Origin of the sequence: Subtercola lobariae (assembly GCF_014640255.1) — a bacterium.
Lineage (GTDB): Bacteria > Actinomycetota > Actinomycetes > Actinomycetales > Microbacteriaceae > Subtercola > Subtercola lobariae.
Map to the genome: position 1 here is coordinate 696,623 of NZ_BMGP01000002.1, position 16,012 is coordinate 712,634.

At 66.2% G+C, this 16,012-nt stretch carries 15 protein-coding genes; 3 read left to right on the forward strand and 12 right to left on the reverse strand.

Annotated elements, in window-relative coordinates; all coding sequences use genetic code 11:
* Positions 1-109: 109 nt before the first annotated feature.
* The gene (locus IEX24_RS07590; protein ID WP_188676077.1) at positions 110-910 is read right to left on the reverse strand and encodes an ATP-binding protein; all 801 of its coding nucleotides are present in this window, start codon (positions 908-910) and stop codon (positions 110-112) included.
* Positions 911-1,373: 463 nt separating this feature from the next.
* On the opposite strand from IEX24_RS07590, the gene IEX24_RS07595 reads away from it, so the two are divergent.
* Both IEX24_RS07595 and IEX24_RS07600 read left to right on the forward strand, forming a co-directional pair.
* Positions 1,374-1,790, forward strand: a complete 417-nt coding sequence (locus tag IEX24_RS07595; RefSeq protein WP_188676080.1) for a hypothetical protein — start codon at positions 1,374-1,376, stop codon at positions 1,788-1,790.
* Complete coding sequence (locus IEX24_RS07600) at positions 1,791-3,407, forward strand: phospholipase D family protein (protein WP_188676083.1); 1,617 nt, start codon at positions 1,791-1,793, stop codon at positions 3,405-3,407.
* A 150-nt stretch (positions 3,408-3,557) separates the two neighbouring features.
* Here the strand turns inward: IEX24_RS07600 and IEX24_RS07605 are convergent, their stop codons facing one another.
* The 9 genes from IEX24_RS07605 to IEX24_RS07645 form a co-directional block, all read right to left on the reverse strand.
* The gene (locus IEX24_RS07605; RefSeq protein ID WP_188676086.1) at positions 3,558-3,836 is read right to left on the reverse strand and encodes a hypothetical protein; all 279 of its coding nucleotides are present in this window, start codon (positions 3,834-3,836) and stop codon (positions 3,558-3,560) included.
* A gap of 106 nt (positions 3,837-3,942) precedes the next feature.
* Complete coding sequence (locus IEX24_RS07610) at positions 3,943-5,595, reverse strand: helix-turn-helix transcriptional regulator (protein ID WP_188676089.1); 1,653 nt, start codon at positions 5,593-5,595, stop codon at positions 3,943-3,945.
* A gap of 130 nt (positions 5,596-5,725) precedes the next feature.
* Positions 5,726-7,126 (reverse strand): amidohydrolase family protein, encoded by a 1,401-nt coding sequence (locus IEX24_RS07615; RefSeq protein ID WP_188676101.1) that lies wholly within the window; start codon positions 7,124-7,126, stop codon positions 5,726-5,728.
* Entirely contained in the window at positions 7,123-8,115 is a 993-nt protein-coding gene (locus tag IEX24_RS07620; protein WP_203585868.1) for an amidohydrolase family protein, read from the reverse strand. The genes IEX24_RS07615 and IEX24_RS07620 overlap by 4 nt, the downstream gene beginning before the upstream one ends.
* 111 nt (positions 8,116-8,226) lie before the next feature.
* Positions 8,227-9,426: an acyl-CoA dehydrogenase family protein gene (locus IEX24_RS07625; protein ID WP_188676108.1), complete on the reverse strand. Its 1,200-nt coding sequence runs from the start codon at positions 9,424-9,426 to the stop codon at positions 8,227-8,229.
* Between the two features lie 198 nt (positions 9,427-9,624).
* On the reverse strand, positions 9,625-10,467 hold the full coding sequence (locus IEX24_RS07630) for an HpcH/HpaI aldolase family protein (protein WP_229715181.1): 843 nt from the start codon (positions 10,465-10,467) through the stop codon (positions 9,625-9,627).
* Between the two features lie 61 nt (positions 10,468-10,528).
* The gene (locus tag IEX24_RS07635) at positions 10,529-11,074 is read right to left on the reverse strand and encodes a VOC family protein (protein WP_188676114.1); all 546 of its coding nucleotides are present in this window, start codon (positions 11,072-11,074) and stop codon (positions 10,529-10,531) included.
* Positions 11,067-12,431 carry an MFS transporter gene (locus tag IEX24_RS07640; protein ID WP_188676116.1) on the reverse strand — a complete coding sequence of 455 codons (1,365 nt, stop codon included), beginning with the start codon at positions 12,429-12,431 and terminating at the stop codon, positions 11,067-11,069. Before IEX24_RS07640 ends, IEX24_RS07635 begins: the two co-directional genes overlap by 8 nt.
* Before the next feature lie 110 nt (positions 12,432-12,541).
* Positions 12,542-12,970 (reverse strand): GlcG/HbpS family heme-binding protein, encoded by a 429-nt coding sequence (locus IEX24_RS07645; protein WP_188676118.1) that lies wholly within the window; start codon positions 12,968-12,970, stop codon positions 12,542-12,544.
* Between the two features lie 122 nt (positions 12,971-13,092).
* Between IEX24_RS07645 and IEX24_RS07650 the strand changes: the two genes are divergently transcribed.
* Positions 13,093-13,824, forward strand: coding sequence for a FadR/GntR family transcriptional regulator (locus tag IEX24_RS07650; RefSeq protein WP_188676119.1), 732 nt, complete (start codon positions 13,093-13,095; stop codon positions 13,822-13,824).
* 24 nt (positions 13,825-13,848) lie between these two features.
* Here the strand turns inward: IEX24_RS07650 and IEX24_RS07655 are convergent, their stop codons facing one another.
* Both IEX24_RS07655 and IEX24_RS07660 read right to left on the reverse strand, forming a co-directional pair.
* A complete protein-coding gene (locus tag IEX24_RS07655) occupies positions 13,849-14,385 on the reverse strand; it encodes a cupin domain-containing protein (RefSeq protein WP_188676121.1) in 537 nt (178 codons plus the stop codon).
* A 102-nt stretch (positions 14,386-14,487) separates the two neighbouring features.
* Positions 14,488-15,945 (reverse strand): carboxylesterase/lipase family protein, encoded by a 1,458-nt coding sequence (locus IEX24_RS07660; RefSeq protein WP_188676123.1) that lies wholly within the window; start codon positions 15,943-15,945, stop codon positions 14,488-14,490.
* Between the last annotated feature and the right edge of the window lie 67 nt (positions 15,946-16,012).

Sequence of the window (16,012 nt, forward strand, 5' to 3'; positions counted from 1 at the left end):
GCGGCGAGGTCGTCGTTGGTGTTGTCAACGTCGGGCATGTACTCCCACCCATGTGCGGCGAGATACTCGCAGAACTCCGTCTCGAATGTGGCCTCGTGCTTGATCGACATCAGAATGCCCTCTCCGACGGTTTTCGGGCGACGTCATCGGGCTCCGCATCGTCGTCCTTTCCCGCAAGAAGATAGTAGAGGCCGCGGCCCATCCCGCTGGCACGCGATGGCTTCAGCGCTCCGTCAGTTACCAGGCCCTTCAGTATTGAGCTTGCGTTATTGCCAGCAACCTGCGCGACATCGGCAAGCTCGGGGCTGCTCACCCTTCCGCGCGACCGCGCCCATTCGAGGGCAATTCTCTCGCGCCCGCGCACGTTGAACACCGAGGCCAGTCGCTCTCCCAGTGCGGCCCGAATGCCAGGGCCTGGCGTGAAAACAGGCGGATCTTCGAGGGGGTATCCACTGACGAATCGGAGAACTGCGCCATCTGCCGTCTCACTGTGCGTCAGACGCCGGAGAACAAAATCTGCCTCGCCCACCGTCTTTTGAAGAACTGGCGCGAGTTCGACCGAGGTGATCCACCCACGCTCGACTGAGCACCGAAGGGCCAGAATGCTGTCTAGATCACCTCCTACGTCTGAAGGCTTGATGGAGTTGAGGAACTTCAGCCAGGGAACATCGACTTCGCCTCCGAGAAGCACGGTGCGAACGTACGGCCCGTCTATCTGATAGATCTCCGGGGCCGTTCTGCCAAGTCTCACCATGTCTGCCACCATGCGATCAACTCCGACGCCCTGACGTTCCGAAACTCGGAGTTTTGCTAAGGCATCGGCCAATGCGCGATTCCGAGTTGCCGAGGGGTGAGTGATGATGTTCTGCGGTGTCACGTCTGAAAAGAAGCCACCCGGCGTGTTCGCCACGCAGGCTACCTCGCCCGCAAGGTAGTCGGCTGCCTTTTAGTTTTGAGTTTGACCGGGGGTAACTCGCCCACCGCGCGCGCGTCGGCCGGGTTCCTCTTTCAGATCGACACGCAACAGCTCCGGCGGTCTGCCTCGAGACAATTCAGCCAGAACGTGATCGACCTCAGCAGCCACCGGGGCCGTGCCGACAAAGTAGATGCTCACAGTCGTCTCCTGGAGTTAGCGTAGACATTATCGCCTAAAGTATTTGCTCAGCTCTCCCGATAACGTCTTGCATACACTTTCGACTTCCCGGAATCTATGCACAACCGGATCAAGCGCCACGAACATCTGTTTTCCCGGTCACGGACGCCGAGATGAACGCAGATCGGCGTTCCTTCGAGAGCGCGATCGCCTCACGTGCGTCAGCCTCGCCTGGTAGCACGCCGCGCTCGGCGCCGAGCGACTGCCGCAGTTCGACCACGTGCTGCCGGGCGGCACGGTGTTCGCCTACATCGTGAAGGTTCCGGGCCTCGACACGCTCGTCGAACTGCGTCAGGCGCCCGCGGTGGCGGCGCGCCAGAGCGGATTCGACCCAATCGTTTTCGCGGCCGAGACCGTCGCCGACCTCGGCGCGTGGCAGCGGCACTTCGACGCCAATCACATTGCGCACTCGGGCGTGCTGCGCGGCACGCTCGGCTGGCTGCTCATCTGCCGCATCGAACCGTCGGCCGAGCAGCGCCGCCGTCACTTCGGCCAGAGATGCCGGCGCAGACGAGAGAAGGTGGTGGGCGGGGTTCTCTCGTCTCGTTCGGGTTCTCTCGCCACCGCGAGCGGCGCGCGGAGGCAGCGGAGCGGCGAGCGCCAGCAGACCGAGCCATCTTCGGGTAGGTTTCGTTGAATGACGAACCAGCACGAGCCCGGCGCCTGGTTTTTGAGCCGCGCCGAACGCGGAAACCTGGCAAGCGAGGTGCATTCGGGTAAGAGTGGCAAAGCGGCGTGGTCTGAGGGCAACCTCGTGCGGCCGCTCGTTCACGGCGCACCGTACTTCGCCCGGCTGCACGCCGAGTTGACCGCGCTGAAGCCGGGCGACCGGGTGTGGTTCACCGACTGGCGGGGCGACGCAGACGAGCGGATGCTGCCCGAAGGGCCTACGATCGGCGATCTGCTCGCGGGCCTGGCCCGCTCGGGCGTCGAAGTGCGCGGGCTGATCTGGCGTTCGCACGGCGAGCGCATCTCGGCTCCCATCAGCGGCAAATCGAACGAACGGCTCGGCCGCCAGATCAACGACGCCGGCGGCGAGGTGCTGCTCGACCAGCGCGTGCGGCTGTTCGGCTCGCACCACCAGAAGTTCTTCGTCATTCGCCGCCGCGACGACCCCTCACACGATGTCGCGTTCGTCGGCGGACTCGACCTCTGCCACAGCCGCCGCGACGACGCCCACCACGACGGCGATCCGCAAGCGCTGTCGATGGATGCCCGGTACGGAAAGACACCCCCGTGGCACGATGCCGCCCTCGAACTGCGCGGCCCCGTCATCGCCGACTTGCTCGCCGTGTTCGCTGAGCGCTGGAACGACCCGCATCCGCTCGACAAGCGCACCCCGTACCGCATGCTGATGCAGCGTCTCGCCCACATGCCCCGGCACCCCAAGCCGCTGCCCGAAGCCGCCGTGCCGCCACCGGCGGTGGGCCCCCACGCCGTGCAATTGTTGCGCACATACGGGGTGATTCGCCCGCCGTTTCCGTTCGCACCGAAGGGTGAGCGCAGCGTCGCACGAGCATACGCCAAGGCTTTCGCGCGCGCTCGGTCGCTCATCTACATCGAAGATCAGTACCTGTGGTCGCGAGAGATCGCGGCCGGAATCGTCGACGCCCTCGCCGCGAACCCCGCGCTGAAGGTTGTCATCGTCGTGCCGCGCTACCCCGACTCCGACGGCCCCCTCGCAGGCCCCCCGAGTCGCATCGGTCAGCTGCAGGCCATCAGAATGCTGAAGCGCGCCGCGCCCGGCCGCGTCGGCATCTTCGACCTCGAGAACGAGGCCGGAACTCCCATCTACATTCACGCCAAGATCTGCATCGTCGACGACACGTGGTTCACCTGCGGCTCCGACAACTTCAACCGCCGCTCGTGGACGACCGACAGCGAGCTGACCTGCGCCGTGATCGACACGTCGGCGGCCACAAACGACGCACCCGGCCGAGAAGCTGACACGGGCATCCACACCGGTCTCGCCAGCGCCCTTCGGCGTGAGCTCTGGGCCGAACACCTCGGCGTCAGCGAAGCGGATGCCCGGCTCGACAACCCCGAAGACGGCCTCAGCATCTTCAGGGCAAGCGCCGACGCCCTCGATGCCTGGCACGCGGCGGGCGGCGGCACCCGGCCGACAGGGCGCCTGCGCCACCACACACCCGAACCCGTTTCGCGCGTTCAGTCGCTCTGGGCCTCCCCCATCAACCGCATCGGCGTCGACCCCGACGGCCGCCCTCGCCGTCTGCGCGGCACCACCACCTTCTGACGCGCACGGCGGCCACCCCCGGCGGCCGGGCGATCACTACACGCAACCACTAGTACTGCCTACTAGTGCGCCAGGGCAGACCCCATGTGAACCTGATTCGGCAGCCGCTCGCAGGCGGCCGTCGCGGCGCAGAGCCGCGCACACCAGCACTCACAGCAGGGGGAATCCACGCATGAAAACACACAGCACTCGCACCCTTCGGGGCCTCACGATCGGCGGCGCCGCCCTCGCGGCCGCGCTGACTCTCGGGCTGAGTGGATGCTCGACCTCATCGTCGGGGGCAGCAACCACACCCTCGGCCTCGGCCAGCGCATCCAGCTCGGCCACCGCTTCGTCGACGCCCGCACAGTCGGCCGGCAGCGGCACGGCCACCTCGGCCTCGTCGATCGGCACCTGCGACGAGATCGTGCCCGAGCAGGTCGCGGCCACTCTCAAAGCGGGCCTGAAGCCGATAGCGGGCTACACTCCCACGGCCGGAACCTACCCCGCACAGATCGTCAGCTACGGCGGCATCGCGTGCGGATTCAGCGACAGCTCAGACGGCTCGACGCTCGTGGTGGCCGTCGCCAAACCGACCGCCGATGAACTCGCCCAGGCGAAATCGAAAGTGAGCGCGTCGTCGACGCCCACCGACGCGTTCGGCACCGGCAGCGTGGAGGGATACGTGGCGAACGGCGGCGGAACATCCACCGGCGACATGGAGGTCTTCACCGAGGCGGGCTACTGGCTCTCGACGGTGTCGCCGCTCTACCTCACCCCGAAAGACGCGGCTACGGTCGTAGCCGATGTGCTGCAGGCGCTGCCTTCGAGCTGATGCGGGCATCCATTCGCCACACGGGTCGCGCCGGCAGACGGTTGCCGACCCGACAGGCAGCCGGGCGCCCAGACCACCAAGTGGCCGGTTCGCCGCCAGCGCTACTCGTGTGAGCGGTGGATGAGGTTTTCTGATGTCACGACGACTCTCGAGCCCGAGGCGCGCGAGGATGTTTCCCACGTGAAAGTCGACGGTTTTGGTGGTGACGCCGAGCATCTGCGCGATTTCGCGGTTGGTGTGACCGTCGGCCACGAGCGTCGCCACGCGGTGCTGGTGCGGGCTGAGCGTCATCAGCGGGTTTCGGGTGACAGCACTGCCGAGCCGGCGAACCGAGGTGGCCATGATCGAGTCGGTGCGGGCGACGAACACGCGGGCGCCCAGCCTGTCGAGCTCGTCGCGCGCCTCGCGGTAGAGCCCGAGCCCTTCTTCGGGCGAATCGCCGCGGCGGGTCAGGGCGCTGGCAGCGACCAGCCTGATCCAGTTGCGGCCGAGCGGGTCGTACGACGGCCCGAGGTTCTCGATGGCGCGGCGTATGGCGGCGAGCGCTTCGACGTGCCTGCCGTCTCGGCCGAGCAGCAGGCCGGTGAAGGCGTGAAAGTAGGCGTCGTCCGACGTATTCACGGTCGCGCGCCACTCCTCGAGCAGCGCGCTCGATGGCACGACTTCGTTGAGGTGCCATGCCGCGAGCAGCTTCAGCGCGAACCATTCGCTGCGCTGAAAGTACCGGATGGTCGGGGTGCCGTCGACTCGCTCGGTGACGCGCTGCAGTTCGTACCAGTCATTGAGGCCGATGAGAACGATCAGGCGCACATGCAGCGTGAGCGCGTCGGCGATGACGCTGGTCTGTACAGGCGCCCGGTTCGCCCGGGATTCGGGCGCAGAACGGGGCGAGGTCTTCGCGGCTGGGCCCGAGCCCGAGGCGGAGGCCGAGCCCGAGGGCAAGGCCGATCGGGAGCCCAAGCCCGGGCCCGAGCTGGCGCGCGCCGGCAGTTCGATGTCGTCGAGCGCCATCAGCGCGGTGGAGAGTTCGCCGCGCGCGGCGGGAACGAGCGCCGTGGCGGCTCGCACGGCGCGGGCGGTCGAGGGCGCCGTCGAAGCAGCCTTTGGGTCGACGATGGCCGCGGCGCGTTTGGCGAACGCGTCTGCCTCGTTCCAGTGGCCCAGGCGCAGGCTGAGCAGCGCCAACTCGGCGAAGGCGTTGGCCGCGGCATCCACTCGCCCGTCAGCAGTTGCTGACTCGGCGATGCGCACCAAAGGCGCAATCGGCGGCGTGAGCCCTGCGGATGCCATCGCGCCACCCCCCTCCACGTACTTCGTTCGCGGCGTCGAGCGCTCAGTCGCCTCGTGCACCCCGCACGCGACCTTGCGTTGCATTCCCTCTTACATTCTGCCGAACATTGCGGGGCGGAGAAAGTGCGGCGATTCTGGCATGGCTGTCCGCGCGGGCGCGGCTGGCAGCGCGGGCCAGCCGGCTCGGCCCCCCGCGTCAGGCCACCGCGCCGCGTCAGCCCGCCGCGTGCGTGAGCGCGATGCGCTCCTTAATAGCGGTGAGCTCTGCCTCTGAACGGTGTACCCCGTTGCGCACGACGCCTACGATCGCGTGCAGCGCGCTGACGTTCTGCGTCGGGTCGGCGCCGAGCAGCACGAGGTCGGCACGGGCATCCACTTCGACCGCACCGAAGTCGGTGCGCCCCACGAACCTCGCCGGCGCAGAGGTCGTGGCCTGCAGCACCTGCAACGGCGAGAGCCCGGCCGCGGCGAGTTCGTCGAACTCTTGGTGCAGGCTGGCCCCTGGAATCTCCCACGAAGCACCCGTGACATCGCTCCCCGCGAGCAGCGGAACGGAGGCGTTGGCGAGCACGAGCGCGAGCCGCTTCTGCGCGTCATAGAGGTCGTGAAAGACGCTGCGGGTCGTCTCGGGCAGGGCAGAAGCGCGCTTCGCCGTCTTGTGCCAGAGTTTCTGCGTCTTCGGCGACATGAATCGCAGGTTCTCGTCGTCGGCCCAGCCCGCGTCGTCACCGCGCTCGTTCGTCTTCTCTCGAATGAGCGTGGGGCACTGCCAGGTTTCGTTCGCCACGAGCAGGGCCGCCAGAGCCTCGGCACGCTCATCGCTGTACGAGTCGAGAGCCTTGCGCATGATGCCCACCGTCTCGGCCGAGGTCATCAGCTGCGGGTTCACGACGATGCGGGCCAAAATGATCGAGAAGAGCTTAGCCATGCCCGGCAGTTTTGCCGACGGCAGCTTCGGCGCCTTCACCGCGGCCAGCTCGGCCCGAATGGCGTCTTCGTTGGTGGCGCACGACGCGAGTAACCCGAGGCCCGGCCCGAGGTGCTCGATGAACCGGATGCCCGCGTTCGACGCATCTTCGGCCATCGTGGTCGAGGGCAGGTGACCACCGAGCGGTATACCGACCCGGTTGGCTTCGGCCTGCGCCGCGGGGTAGATCTCGCCCGACACCAGCCCCATCTTGATGAAGTCGGCACCCTGCTCGTGCTGCGCCCTGATGGTGGCCGCAACATCTGCGGCGGTAGAAGCATTCAGCGGAGTCAGCAGCTCGCCCGGCAGGTGAAGCAGCGACGGCGCGCTGGCCGACTCGGCGAAACCGCCGGCCTGACGCTTGGCGAGCAGCGCCGCCGAGCCCGACATCTGCCGGTAGCCCGTGATGCCGAACGCGAGCATCAGCTCGTGCGCCCCGCTCGGGTCGGCGAGCTCGAGGGCGTGAGCGTGCATGTCGTTATAGCCGGGAACGACGAACGCCCCGCCCGTGTCGATGCTGCGAGCGCCCGCGGGAACCTCGGTCGTGATGGCCGCGATGCGATCGCCGTCGATGAGCACGGCGACGTCTCGCGCCACCGTGCCGGTCTTCACATCGACCACGTTCGTGTTGGTGAGTGCGATGGTCATGACTGCTGTTCCCCATTCGTCGTCGGCGGTGCCAAGAGTACCTCTGCGTTGCGCGTGGTGAGGTCGCGCCAGCCCGCGTCGGTCAGGTCGCCCCAGCCCGCGTCGAGACCCGCGATGTGCTGCGCGACCACGGGCGGCGGGGTGAAACACCAGTCGCTGCCGTACAGCAGATGATCGTGCCCTGCCGCCTGAATGAGCGCGGGAGCCGAGGCCGGCAACGGCGTACCGGCGAGGTCGAACCACAGCTTGGGCATCAGCTCTGCGAGAGTCTCGGTGCTCTCGTTCGGCCGAACGCCGGGCAGCTTCGGGCCGAACATCTGCTGAAACAGGCTGACTCGCGTGGCGATGAGCGGCAGCAAGCCGCCCGAGTGCGGCGCCACCCAGCGAATGCGCGGGTACCGCTCGAAAACACCCGAGAGCACCAGATCGGTGAACGCACGCGTCGTGTCGAAGAGGTACTCGAGCATCGGCGACGGGCGACCGAACGCGGTGTGCTCGGCGCCCGGCGAGGCCGTGGGATGCACGAAAACCACCGCCGATCGTTCGTCGAGCGCACTCCACAGCGGCTCGAGCGAGGCATCGGCCAGGTAGACGCCGTGCGCGTTCGTCTTGACGGCGATGCCGTCTGCGCCGAGTTCGTCGAGCACCCGCGCCGCCTCGGCGATCGAGGCGTCGACGGCCGGAATCGGCAGCGAAGCGAAAACCCCGAACCGGTCGGGGTGCCGCGCCTTCAGTTCGAGCGCGAAGTCGTTCGTTCGGTGTGCGAGATCTGCCGCCGCTTCATCGTCGCCGAAGTGCACCCCGGGGGCCGAGAGCGACAGCATCGAGCGTTCGATGCCGTTCTCGTTCATCAGCGCGAGGTGGGCCTCTTCGCTCCAGGCGGGCCAGCCGGGCATCCCATCGATGCTGTCGACGATGCCTGCGGCTCTGGCCTCGTCGGCGTACCAGTCGGGAATGAAGTGCGAGTGAATGTCGATCAGGCCGGGCAACGGTGCTCCTTGGTGAGGGTTCTGGGTGTGCGGATGCCCGGGCGTCGCTGCTTCGTGCAGCGGGCGCCCGGGCATCCAGTGGCCGACGGCTGGCGGCTGGCGGCTGGCGAGCTAGACCAGCGGCGAGACCACGGGGTTCTCGTTGCCGACCAGCGCCTTGCCGTAGACCTCGTACGACACGAGCGGGTTGACGACGCCGTGGCGGGCGGCGGTGTTCGAGTCGCGCCAGATGCGCTGCAGGGGGTTCGACTCGGCGAATGCCCCGGCGCCGTGCACGGAGATGAGCTGATCGATTGCGTGCGTCACCGACTCAGCGACGAGCGCGGTGTCTGCGCGAACGCGAGCTCGGGTGAGGTAAGTCGGGTAGGTTCCGGCGAGCGCGGCTGAGTCGATGTCAGATGCTGCGCGGCGAGCGTGCAGTTCTGCGGTGTCGAGCAGCAAAGCGACCTTCGCCAGCTCGAGCTGAACGGCGGTCGAATCGGCCTGGGTGGCGAAGAAGCTGTAGGCGATCGACTTCGTGGCGGCCTTCTCCACGACGTAGTCGAACGCGGCACGCCCGAGGCCCAGCTGCGCGCCGATCAACACGAGAGCCAGCATCGGCACGAACGCGGTGCGGTGCGTGGGTTCGTCGGCGAGGTCTTCGTTGTCGTACTGGCCGCCGATCGCGGGTGGCACCATCATGACGCGGTGGTCGGGCACGAAAACGTCGTTCACCACGATGCAGTTGCTCGCGCTCGAGCGCATTCCGGCGACGAACCAGGTCTCTTCGATGTCGTAGTCGGCACGAGGAATCACGGCCAAGCCCTGGTTGACGATCTCACCGGCCTCGTTCGGAATTGGGATGCCGACGCCGGCCCACGTGGCCAGGTACGAGCCGGAGTTGTAGAACCACTTACCGGTCACCCGGTATCCGCCGTCAACACGAACGGCCGAAGCGGTAGGGGCGAGCACACCCGTGACGAAGGCGTCGGGGTCGTCGCCCCAGATCTCGTCTTGCAGACGGCGCGACATGAGGCCGGCGAGCCAGCCGCACACGTTGCCGAGCGTGACGACCCAGCCTGCGCCGCCGTCGCCGTAGGCCGCGGCCGCTGCGACGTCGAGCATCTCTTGCGCCGTGGCCTCGAGGCCGCCGTAACGCTGAGGGGTGCCGAGCCGGAATGCTCCGGCGGCCTTCAGGGCGGCGATGGATTCGTCTGGCACGCGACGGAGTTCTTCGCCTTCGGCGCCGTTCTTACGCAGCAGGGGCGCAATCGCGGTGATCTGTTCGATGACCTCGGCGACTGTGGCCTGGGCGGTGATGGTGTCTGACAATTCGGGTACCTCTCCGTTGGGGTGTTGTGCCGGTACGTCCGGCACGAAGGGTCAGTGCCCGATTCGATCCGATGTCAGAGTCGTTGTCTCCACGTCTCATCCTCGAGCATGATCATCATGATCTTTTCTGATCGAGAATGCAACTCATTTACGAAAATCCCCGCGACTCCCTCGAAATCGAGGCCTCCCCCCTTCGGTTCAGTGCGCGAAACCGCTCGCGGGTGCGGGCGGGCGACTGAAGCGAGTGGATGCCGCGACGGCGGTGTTCGCCGCTGTCACCGCCTGCTCGCAGATCTTTCGAAACGCCATCACGTCGAGGCCGAGGCAGAGCACTCCGATGTCTTCTTCGAGGGCGGTCGCACATGACGCGGCCGTCGGGTCAATGATGGGGCCGCCGAGCAGCACCACGCCATTTGCTTTCGCTGCCGCTTTCACTCGCACCAAGGCATCCCGAATCGCCTCGCTACCGTGCAGGTTGGCGTTTGCACCCTCACCCAGCGCGTACGACAGCTCGCCCGAGGCGAAGACGATCACCCGAACCTGCTCGAGCGCGCAGATCTCTTCGATGTGCGCCAGCGCGTCGACGGTTTCGATCATGGGAATGAGAAACAGCCCGGCGTCGCTCTCGGCCGCATACTCGCTGAAGGTGCTGAGGGCGTACCCGGCCGCTCGGTAGGCAGGGCAGATGCCGCGGCGACCGTTCGGCGGGTAGGTCAGCGCGTCGACCATGTTCGTCACGTCGGCGGCGCTTCGCACCATAGGAATCACGATGGCTTCAGCACCCGCCTCGAGCGCCCGCCGGGCCGAGGTGGTGTCGTCAGGCTCCGGCACTCGAATGATCGTCGCGAGCCCCACGCCGTCAGCCGTGCGAATCGCGTCTTCGAGGGCGCGCGGGTTGATGGCACTGTGTTCGCTGTCGAGCCACACGTAGTCGAGACCGGTTCGGCCCATCACCTCGATCAGGGCGTGGTCGGCGGTGAAGCACTGCATGCCGATGGGCACTTCGTGGTTCTCGATCATGGTGGTGAGTCGGTTTGGCATGGTGAACACTGTGGGCTCCTAGTGGGTCGGTGGATGGTCGGGGTGATGAACGGGCATCCGTTCAGTGATCGACGTGGGTCTCTTGAAACGGCACTTCGTCGAAGCCGCCCGCCGGCGCAGTGAAGAGGCGAATGATCGTGTCGTCGGGGGTGCGGATTTCAAGCGACCGACCGGTGCGCCGCTGCTTGATCGGCGAGTGCGCAGCGCCAACCCGCTCAACGTGACGCAACCAGCCGGCGAGCGCTTCGTCGTCGGCCACCTCGAACGTGACGGGATCGTAGCCCGGGCGAAGTGGGTACTCGGCGGTCGCGACGCGCAGTTCGACCATGCCGGCGAACCCGGTCAGCTCGAGAATGACGCCGAACAGCACGCCGGTCTCGTCGTGGTGATCGAACCGCGTCACATGCTGGGCGCCGAGCACCCGAGCGAACCACTCGATGGCGGGGTCGAGCTGGGTGACGACAAAGGTCACGTGGTGCAGGCCGCTGACCTGCGGGGCGCGGCCGGGCATCCGCTCGAGCACGCTCTCAGGCGCGAGCCCAGTCGCGCGGTCAGACGTCAGCTCAGGCGCGGGGTCAGGCGCGGGGTCAGACGTAGGTTCAGGCATGCGCCACCGCAGCGCGAGGCGCCGTCTGAACCGAGCGCCGGCGCAGCACGAGCAACCCCATCACGAGCATCGCGAGGGCGGCCACCACCGAGACGATCGCGATGACGACGAACACGATAGGAGTCGACACTCCCCCGGCAAGCAGCACGCCACCGATGACCGGCCCGAGAATCGCCCCCAGCCGCGCGACGCCCATCGCCGACCCGACCCCGGTTGCCCGAAGCGCGTCACTGTAGAACGTCGCGCACAGCCCCACCGTGCAGAGTTGCGCACCGATCGCGAAGAATCCCGCGAGAAATGTCGTGATCAGAAGGCCGGGTGCCGAATGTGCGACCTGCCCGATAGCCGCAATGGCCACCGCGCCGAGCAGGTAGCCGGCAACAATAGTCGCGGTCGGTCGGGCACGCACGAACCGCCCGAGAACGATGCTGCCCACGATGGAACCCAGGTTCAGCATCACCGCGCCCAGAATGCCGGTGCGGGCATCCAGACCGTTCTGGGTCGCTACGAGAGGTATCCAGTTGGTGAGAAAGTACGTCATCAGCAGGCTGAGCAGCAGAATCAGCCAGAGCATGAGGGTGCCCACCGCGCGCCCCTGGGTGAACAGGCTCGGCAACGGTGCCCGCTCTTCAGCCGGGGCCGGCTGGATGCTCGGCGCGTACTCTTCGGGCAACCGCAGTCGCTTCAGCACCCGGGCAAGAGCCCGCTTGTCGCTGCGCATCGAGAGAAACCGCACCGACTCGGGTATGGCGAACACGATGACCGGAATGAGGATGACCGGCACGAGTCCGCCGAGCCAGAACACGCTCGCCCAGCCGAACGCCGGAATCAGCACAGTCGAAAGCAGCCCGCCGACGACCGCCCCGAGCGGAAACCCGCAGAACATCAAGGCGACGGTCGCTGCACGTCGGCGAACCGGAGCATACTCACTGGTCAGCGAAATCACCCCCGGTAGTGCTCCGCCGAGCCCCAGCCCGGTCACGAACCGCACGATGAGCAGTGTGGTCGTGGTCTCGGTGAACGGAGTCACGAGCGAACCGATAGCCACGATGGCAACCGAGATGAGCAGCACCGGCTTGCGCCCGAACCGGTCGCCGAGCAACCCGAACACGATGGCACCCACGAGGCCACCGAACAGCCCGATGCCGAAGATCGGGCCGAAGTCGGCCACGTTCGCACCGAACTGTTGCGCGATTCCGTTGGCCGCGAGCGCGATCACCTGCGTGTCGAACCCATCGACCATCGAGATCACGGCACAAACGCTGATGATAAGCACCTGAAATCGGCCGATCGAACGGCCTTCGAGTAACGAATCGAAACTCCGGGCTTCGCTGAGCCCGGGTGCAGTGCTGCTCATGAGTGCTCCTCCATGCGGTTCTGCGACCGCGCCGACGACGATGTCGAGATCTACAGTAGCGTTAATTGTCTTAGTGTCAATGTCTCTTGGTGAATTGCTGTCTTGCGTATTTACGCACCGGCGTCTGCGACGAGCCCCTGCGAGCGGATGCCCACGATCGCACACTGCTCGTCGGCATCGGGCACCGCCCCACTGACCCCGACCGCGCCGATGATCTCGCCGGCCTCGTCTCTCACCAGCACACCGCCCGGCACAGGAACGAGCTCACCCTCGGCCAGCTGAGTGATGGCACCGAAGAAGTGCGGATGCCCCTCTGCTCGTTCGACGAGCGAACGACTGCCGACGCCCATGTTCAGCGCCCCCATCGCTTTGCCGCGAGCGATCTTCTCGCGCAGCAGGCTGGAACGGTCTTCGCGAGCAAACGCGATCAGGTGTCCGCCGGCGTCGAGCACCGCCACGGTCATCGGTGGCATTGTGGATGCTCGGGCATGACCGAGTGCGGCCGAAATGATTTCTTGCGCCATCGTCAGGGTAATCATGGGTGCTTCACCTTCATTGGTTAGGGCTCAGGCCGAGCTGAGCGAGCCGAGCGGGGGGCTGAGCGGGGCTGATGCTATTGTTTTAGTGACTTAGTGTGTCGACTTCGACGAAAGGCTGGCGTGTGTCTCAGCTGACTGCAGATGGCTCGTATCGGCGCAATCGCATGAGTGCAGCCGATGAAGTGGTGAAAGACATCCGCGCGCAGATTCTCTCGAGGCGGCTCGAACGGGGCGTTCGGCTGCCCTCAGAGAAAGAGCTGGCCACGCAGTACGACGTCAGCGCTCCGACCATTCGCGAAGCGATTCGCGCGTTGAGCGCGACCAGCCTGGTCGAATCGCGCCATGGTTCGGGCACCTACGTCACCGCCGACGGGTCTGCACTGATCTCTTCGGCTCTCTCGGCAGTGATCGAGCTCGAAGATATCGATCTGCCGAGCATCCTCGACGTCTCGGGGGCACTGTACGTCAGAGCCGTCACCGTGGCAGTGGATGCCGCGACCGACGACGAGCTGAACGAGCTTCGAACGACGGCCGAAGTGCTGCGCCAACCGCTCGATTCTGTCGACTTCGGCCCCGCGCTTCGAGCGTTTCTCAGCCAGCTCGTCGAGCTCTCGCACAACAAGCTGCTGATCTCCATCGCTGCTTTTCTCATCGAATCTCAGATCACTCTTGCCCAGGAGGCCGCAGAACGTCGGCCGGCGACGTGGAACGAGATCGGCGGTCACTTGATCGATGAGCGCGTCGCCATCGTCGATGCCCTGCAGAAACGAGACACCGCCCTCGCCCAGGCCGCCGTTGCCCGTTATATGACGCGCGGCACCGAGCTGGTGCGCGAGCACGCCCCGGCCTCCTGACCCGGCCATCGTGGGGCGTGCACGTCAGGCCTGAGTGGCGTCGATCATCGTTCCGACCAGAAGAGCGGGCCGGTCAGAGCGGTTGCTCCAGGCGTGATTCGTGCCCCGAATCACCACCGAGTCACCGGGAACCATCTTGACCTCGTCGACGTCGGTAACGAGATAGATCTCGCCGATGACGCAGGTGATGCAGTCGAGCGTGTCGGTGCGGTGCATGCTCGGGTGGCGGGCGAGGTCGGCCTCGGTCGGCGCATATTTCTGCTCGACCTGTTTGTTCAGCGCCGTCAGTTCTGATTTGTGCTCTTCGACGTCAGCACGATCGGGCGGAATCTCGAGGGCACGGTAGAGCATGCCGCCGGGCGCCGGTTCGCGGCGGGCGATGCCCACCGAGCGGTCTCCTTCGATGCTGTTGTCGGGCGGCATCTCTTCTGTCGCCCACAGCGTCGCCCGCCAGTAGTAGCCCTCTTTCGACTGAACACTCGAGGGGTCGGGTTCGGTCGATAGCACGGCCGAGCGGCCGAGCGAGTCGGCTCCGACGACGTATCGATTCCATCTGGCCACGTGTATCTCCTTTGATCGCGTTCGCGCTGGCATGCGCTGCATCCACTCTAGAGACTAGACACTAAGTTAGCAAGAGACCAAATGACTTGCTCGACTCCGACGTTAGCTTCGTCGTTGAGATGCGATGATCGCGGTCAGCGGTTCGACGACGAGCGATTCGAAACCGACCTGATCGCCGAGCACCGTCACCTCGGCTTCGCCCTGTCGATAACGCGGCCACTCGCGCCCGCGCACCTCAGGAGCACCCGTGCGCGCGAATGTACTCCAGGCCTCTTGCATATCGCGCGAGAGCTGCGCGTCGACCTCGTCGTACGCCTCGGCCGGCTCGAGGTTTCCGAACACATAGCGAATCTCGGCAGTGTGCTTGGCGAGGTCGCCGCTCGCCTTCGCACCCGGCGAGACCCGTGTGAAGCGGTAGGGAAAAACCGTTCGTCCCAACTGAACGAAGCGATTGAGGGTCGCGAGGGCGGGTTCCGTCCACACCGCAGTCGTGAAGAGAACGTCGAGAGCGGCGTAGGGGTCATCGGTCGAATCGTGAAGTACGGCCATCGCCTCGGCGCGCCGGTCGCCCGCGAATGCTGCCGCCATGTTCTCGACAACGGCCCAGTCGTAGCGGCCCCCGGGGCGAATGAAGTAGCGCGCCTCGTTCGCGACCCGGCCAAGAAGTACGGGCACATCATCCGCCCAGCCGGCGAAACCCTGCTGCGACACGACAACGCCGTCGGCCACCGGGCTCCACGTGAGATTGGCGGGCGTGTGCACTCGCCCCGCCACGGGCGTCGTGCCATTCAGTGCGTGCGACGCCTGAAGTACGTCGCTCGCGGGCAGTGCCCGCAGACGATCGAGGTCGCGCGCGCCGAGCAGGTCGAAGAACCTTTCGGCGGCATCGTACGCGCGCTCGACAGTCGGCGCAGGCTGAAACGCATAGTCTTCGTAGCCGGCGCTCTGGATGATCGCGCGGTGAAACAATCCCCGTGCGGTCGGCGTCGAAAGCAGTGTGCGCACAGCCCACGCCCCCGCCGATTCACCGAAGATCGTGACACAGTTCGGGTCACCCCCGAAGGCGCGGATGTTCGTTTTGACCCAGCGCAACGCCGCCACCTGGTCGAGAACCGCGAAGTTCGCCCCCACGCTCGGGTGCGCAAGAAAGCCGAACGCGCCGAGGCGGTAGTTCAGTGTCACCACCGTCACGCCGCGCTGCGCCAGAACCCGACCGTCGAAGGCGTCTTCTGAACCGGCGCCGCCCAGATTGCCCCCACCGTGAAGCCAGACCATGACCGGCTGGCGGGCATCCACATCGAGCGAATTCGTCCAGACGTTGACGAAAAGACTGTCTTCGCTCTGCTCCTCAACGCGAAGGTCGAAACTCGCGCCGCCCGTCTGCAGCGCTGCCGCGCCGAAGGCAGTTGCGTCTCGAGCGCCCTCCCAGCCAGACGGTGGGTGCGGCTCTCGCCAGCGGAGTTCGCCCACCGGCGCTGCCGCGTAGGGAATGCCCAAGAACTCTGCGCCGTCGCCTACGCGATTGCCCCTGATCAGCCCCTGCTCAATCTGAACCTGCACCACGAAAAGCCTCATTCCATCACCGGTTCCCGTCGGGGAACGATTGGCACGGTACGCTTAATCTATT

Coding starts and splice junctions, on each gene's coding strand:
- IEX24_RS07600 (WP_188676083.1), top strand. CDS start 1,791: ATGACGAACCAGCACGAGCCCGGCGCCTGGTTTTTGAGCCGCGCCGAA.
- IEX24_RS07610 (WP_188676089.1), bottom strand. CDS start 5,595: ATGCAACGCAAGGTCGCGTGCGGGGTGCACGAGGCGACTGAGCGCTCG.
- IEX24_RS07615 (WP_188676101.1), bottom strand. CDS start 7,126: ATGACCATCGCACTCACCAACACGAACGTGGTCGATGTGAAGACCGGC.
- IEX24_RS07630 (WP_229715181.1), bottom strand. CDS start 10,467: ATGCCAAACCGACTCACCACCATGATCGAGAACCACGAAGTGCCCATC.
- IEX24_RS07635 (WP_188676114.1), bottom strand. CDS start 11,074: ATGCCTGAACCTACGTCTGACCCCGCGCCTGACCCCGCGCCTGAGCTG.
- IEX24_RS07640 (WP_188676116.1), bottom strand. CDS start 12,431: ATGAGCAGCACTGCACCCGGGCTCAGCGAAGCCCGGAGTTTCGATTCG.
- IEX24_RS07645 (WP_188676118.1), bottom strand. CDS start 12,970: ATGATTACCCTGACGATGGCGCAAGAAATCATTTCGGCCGCACTCGGT.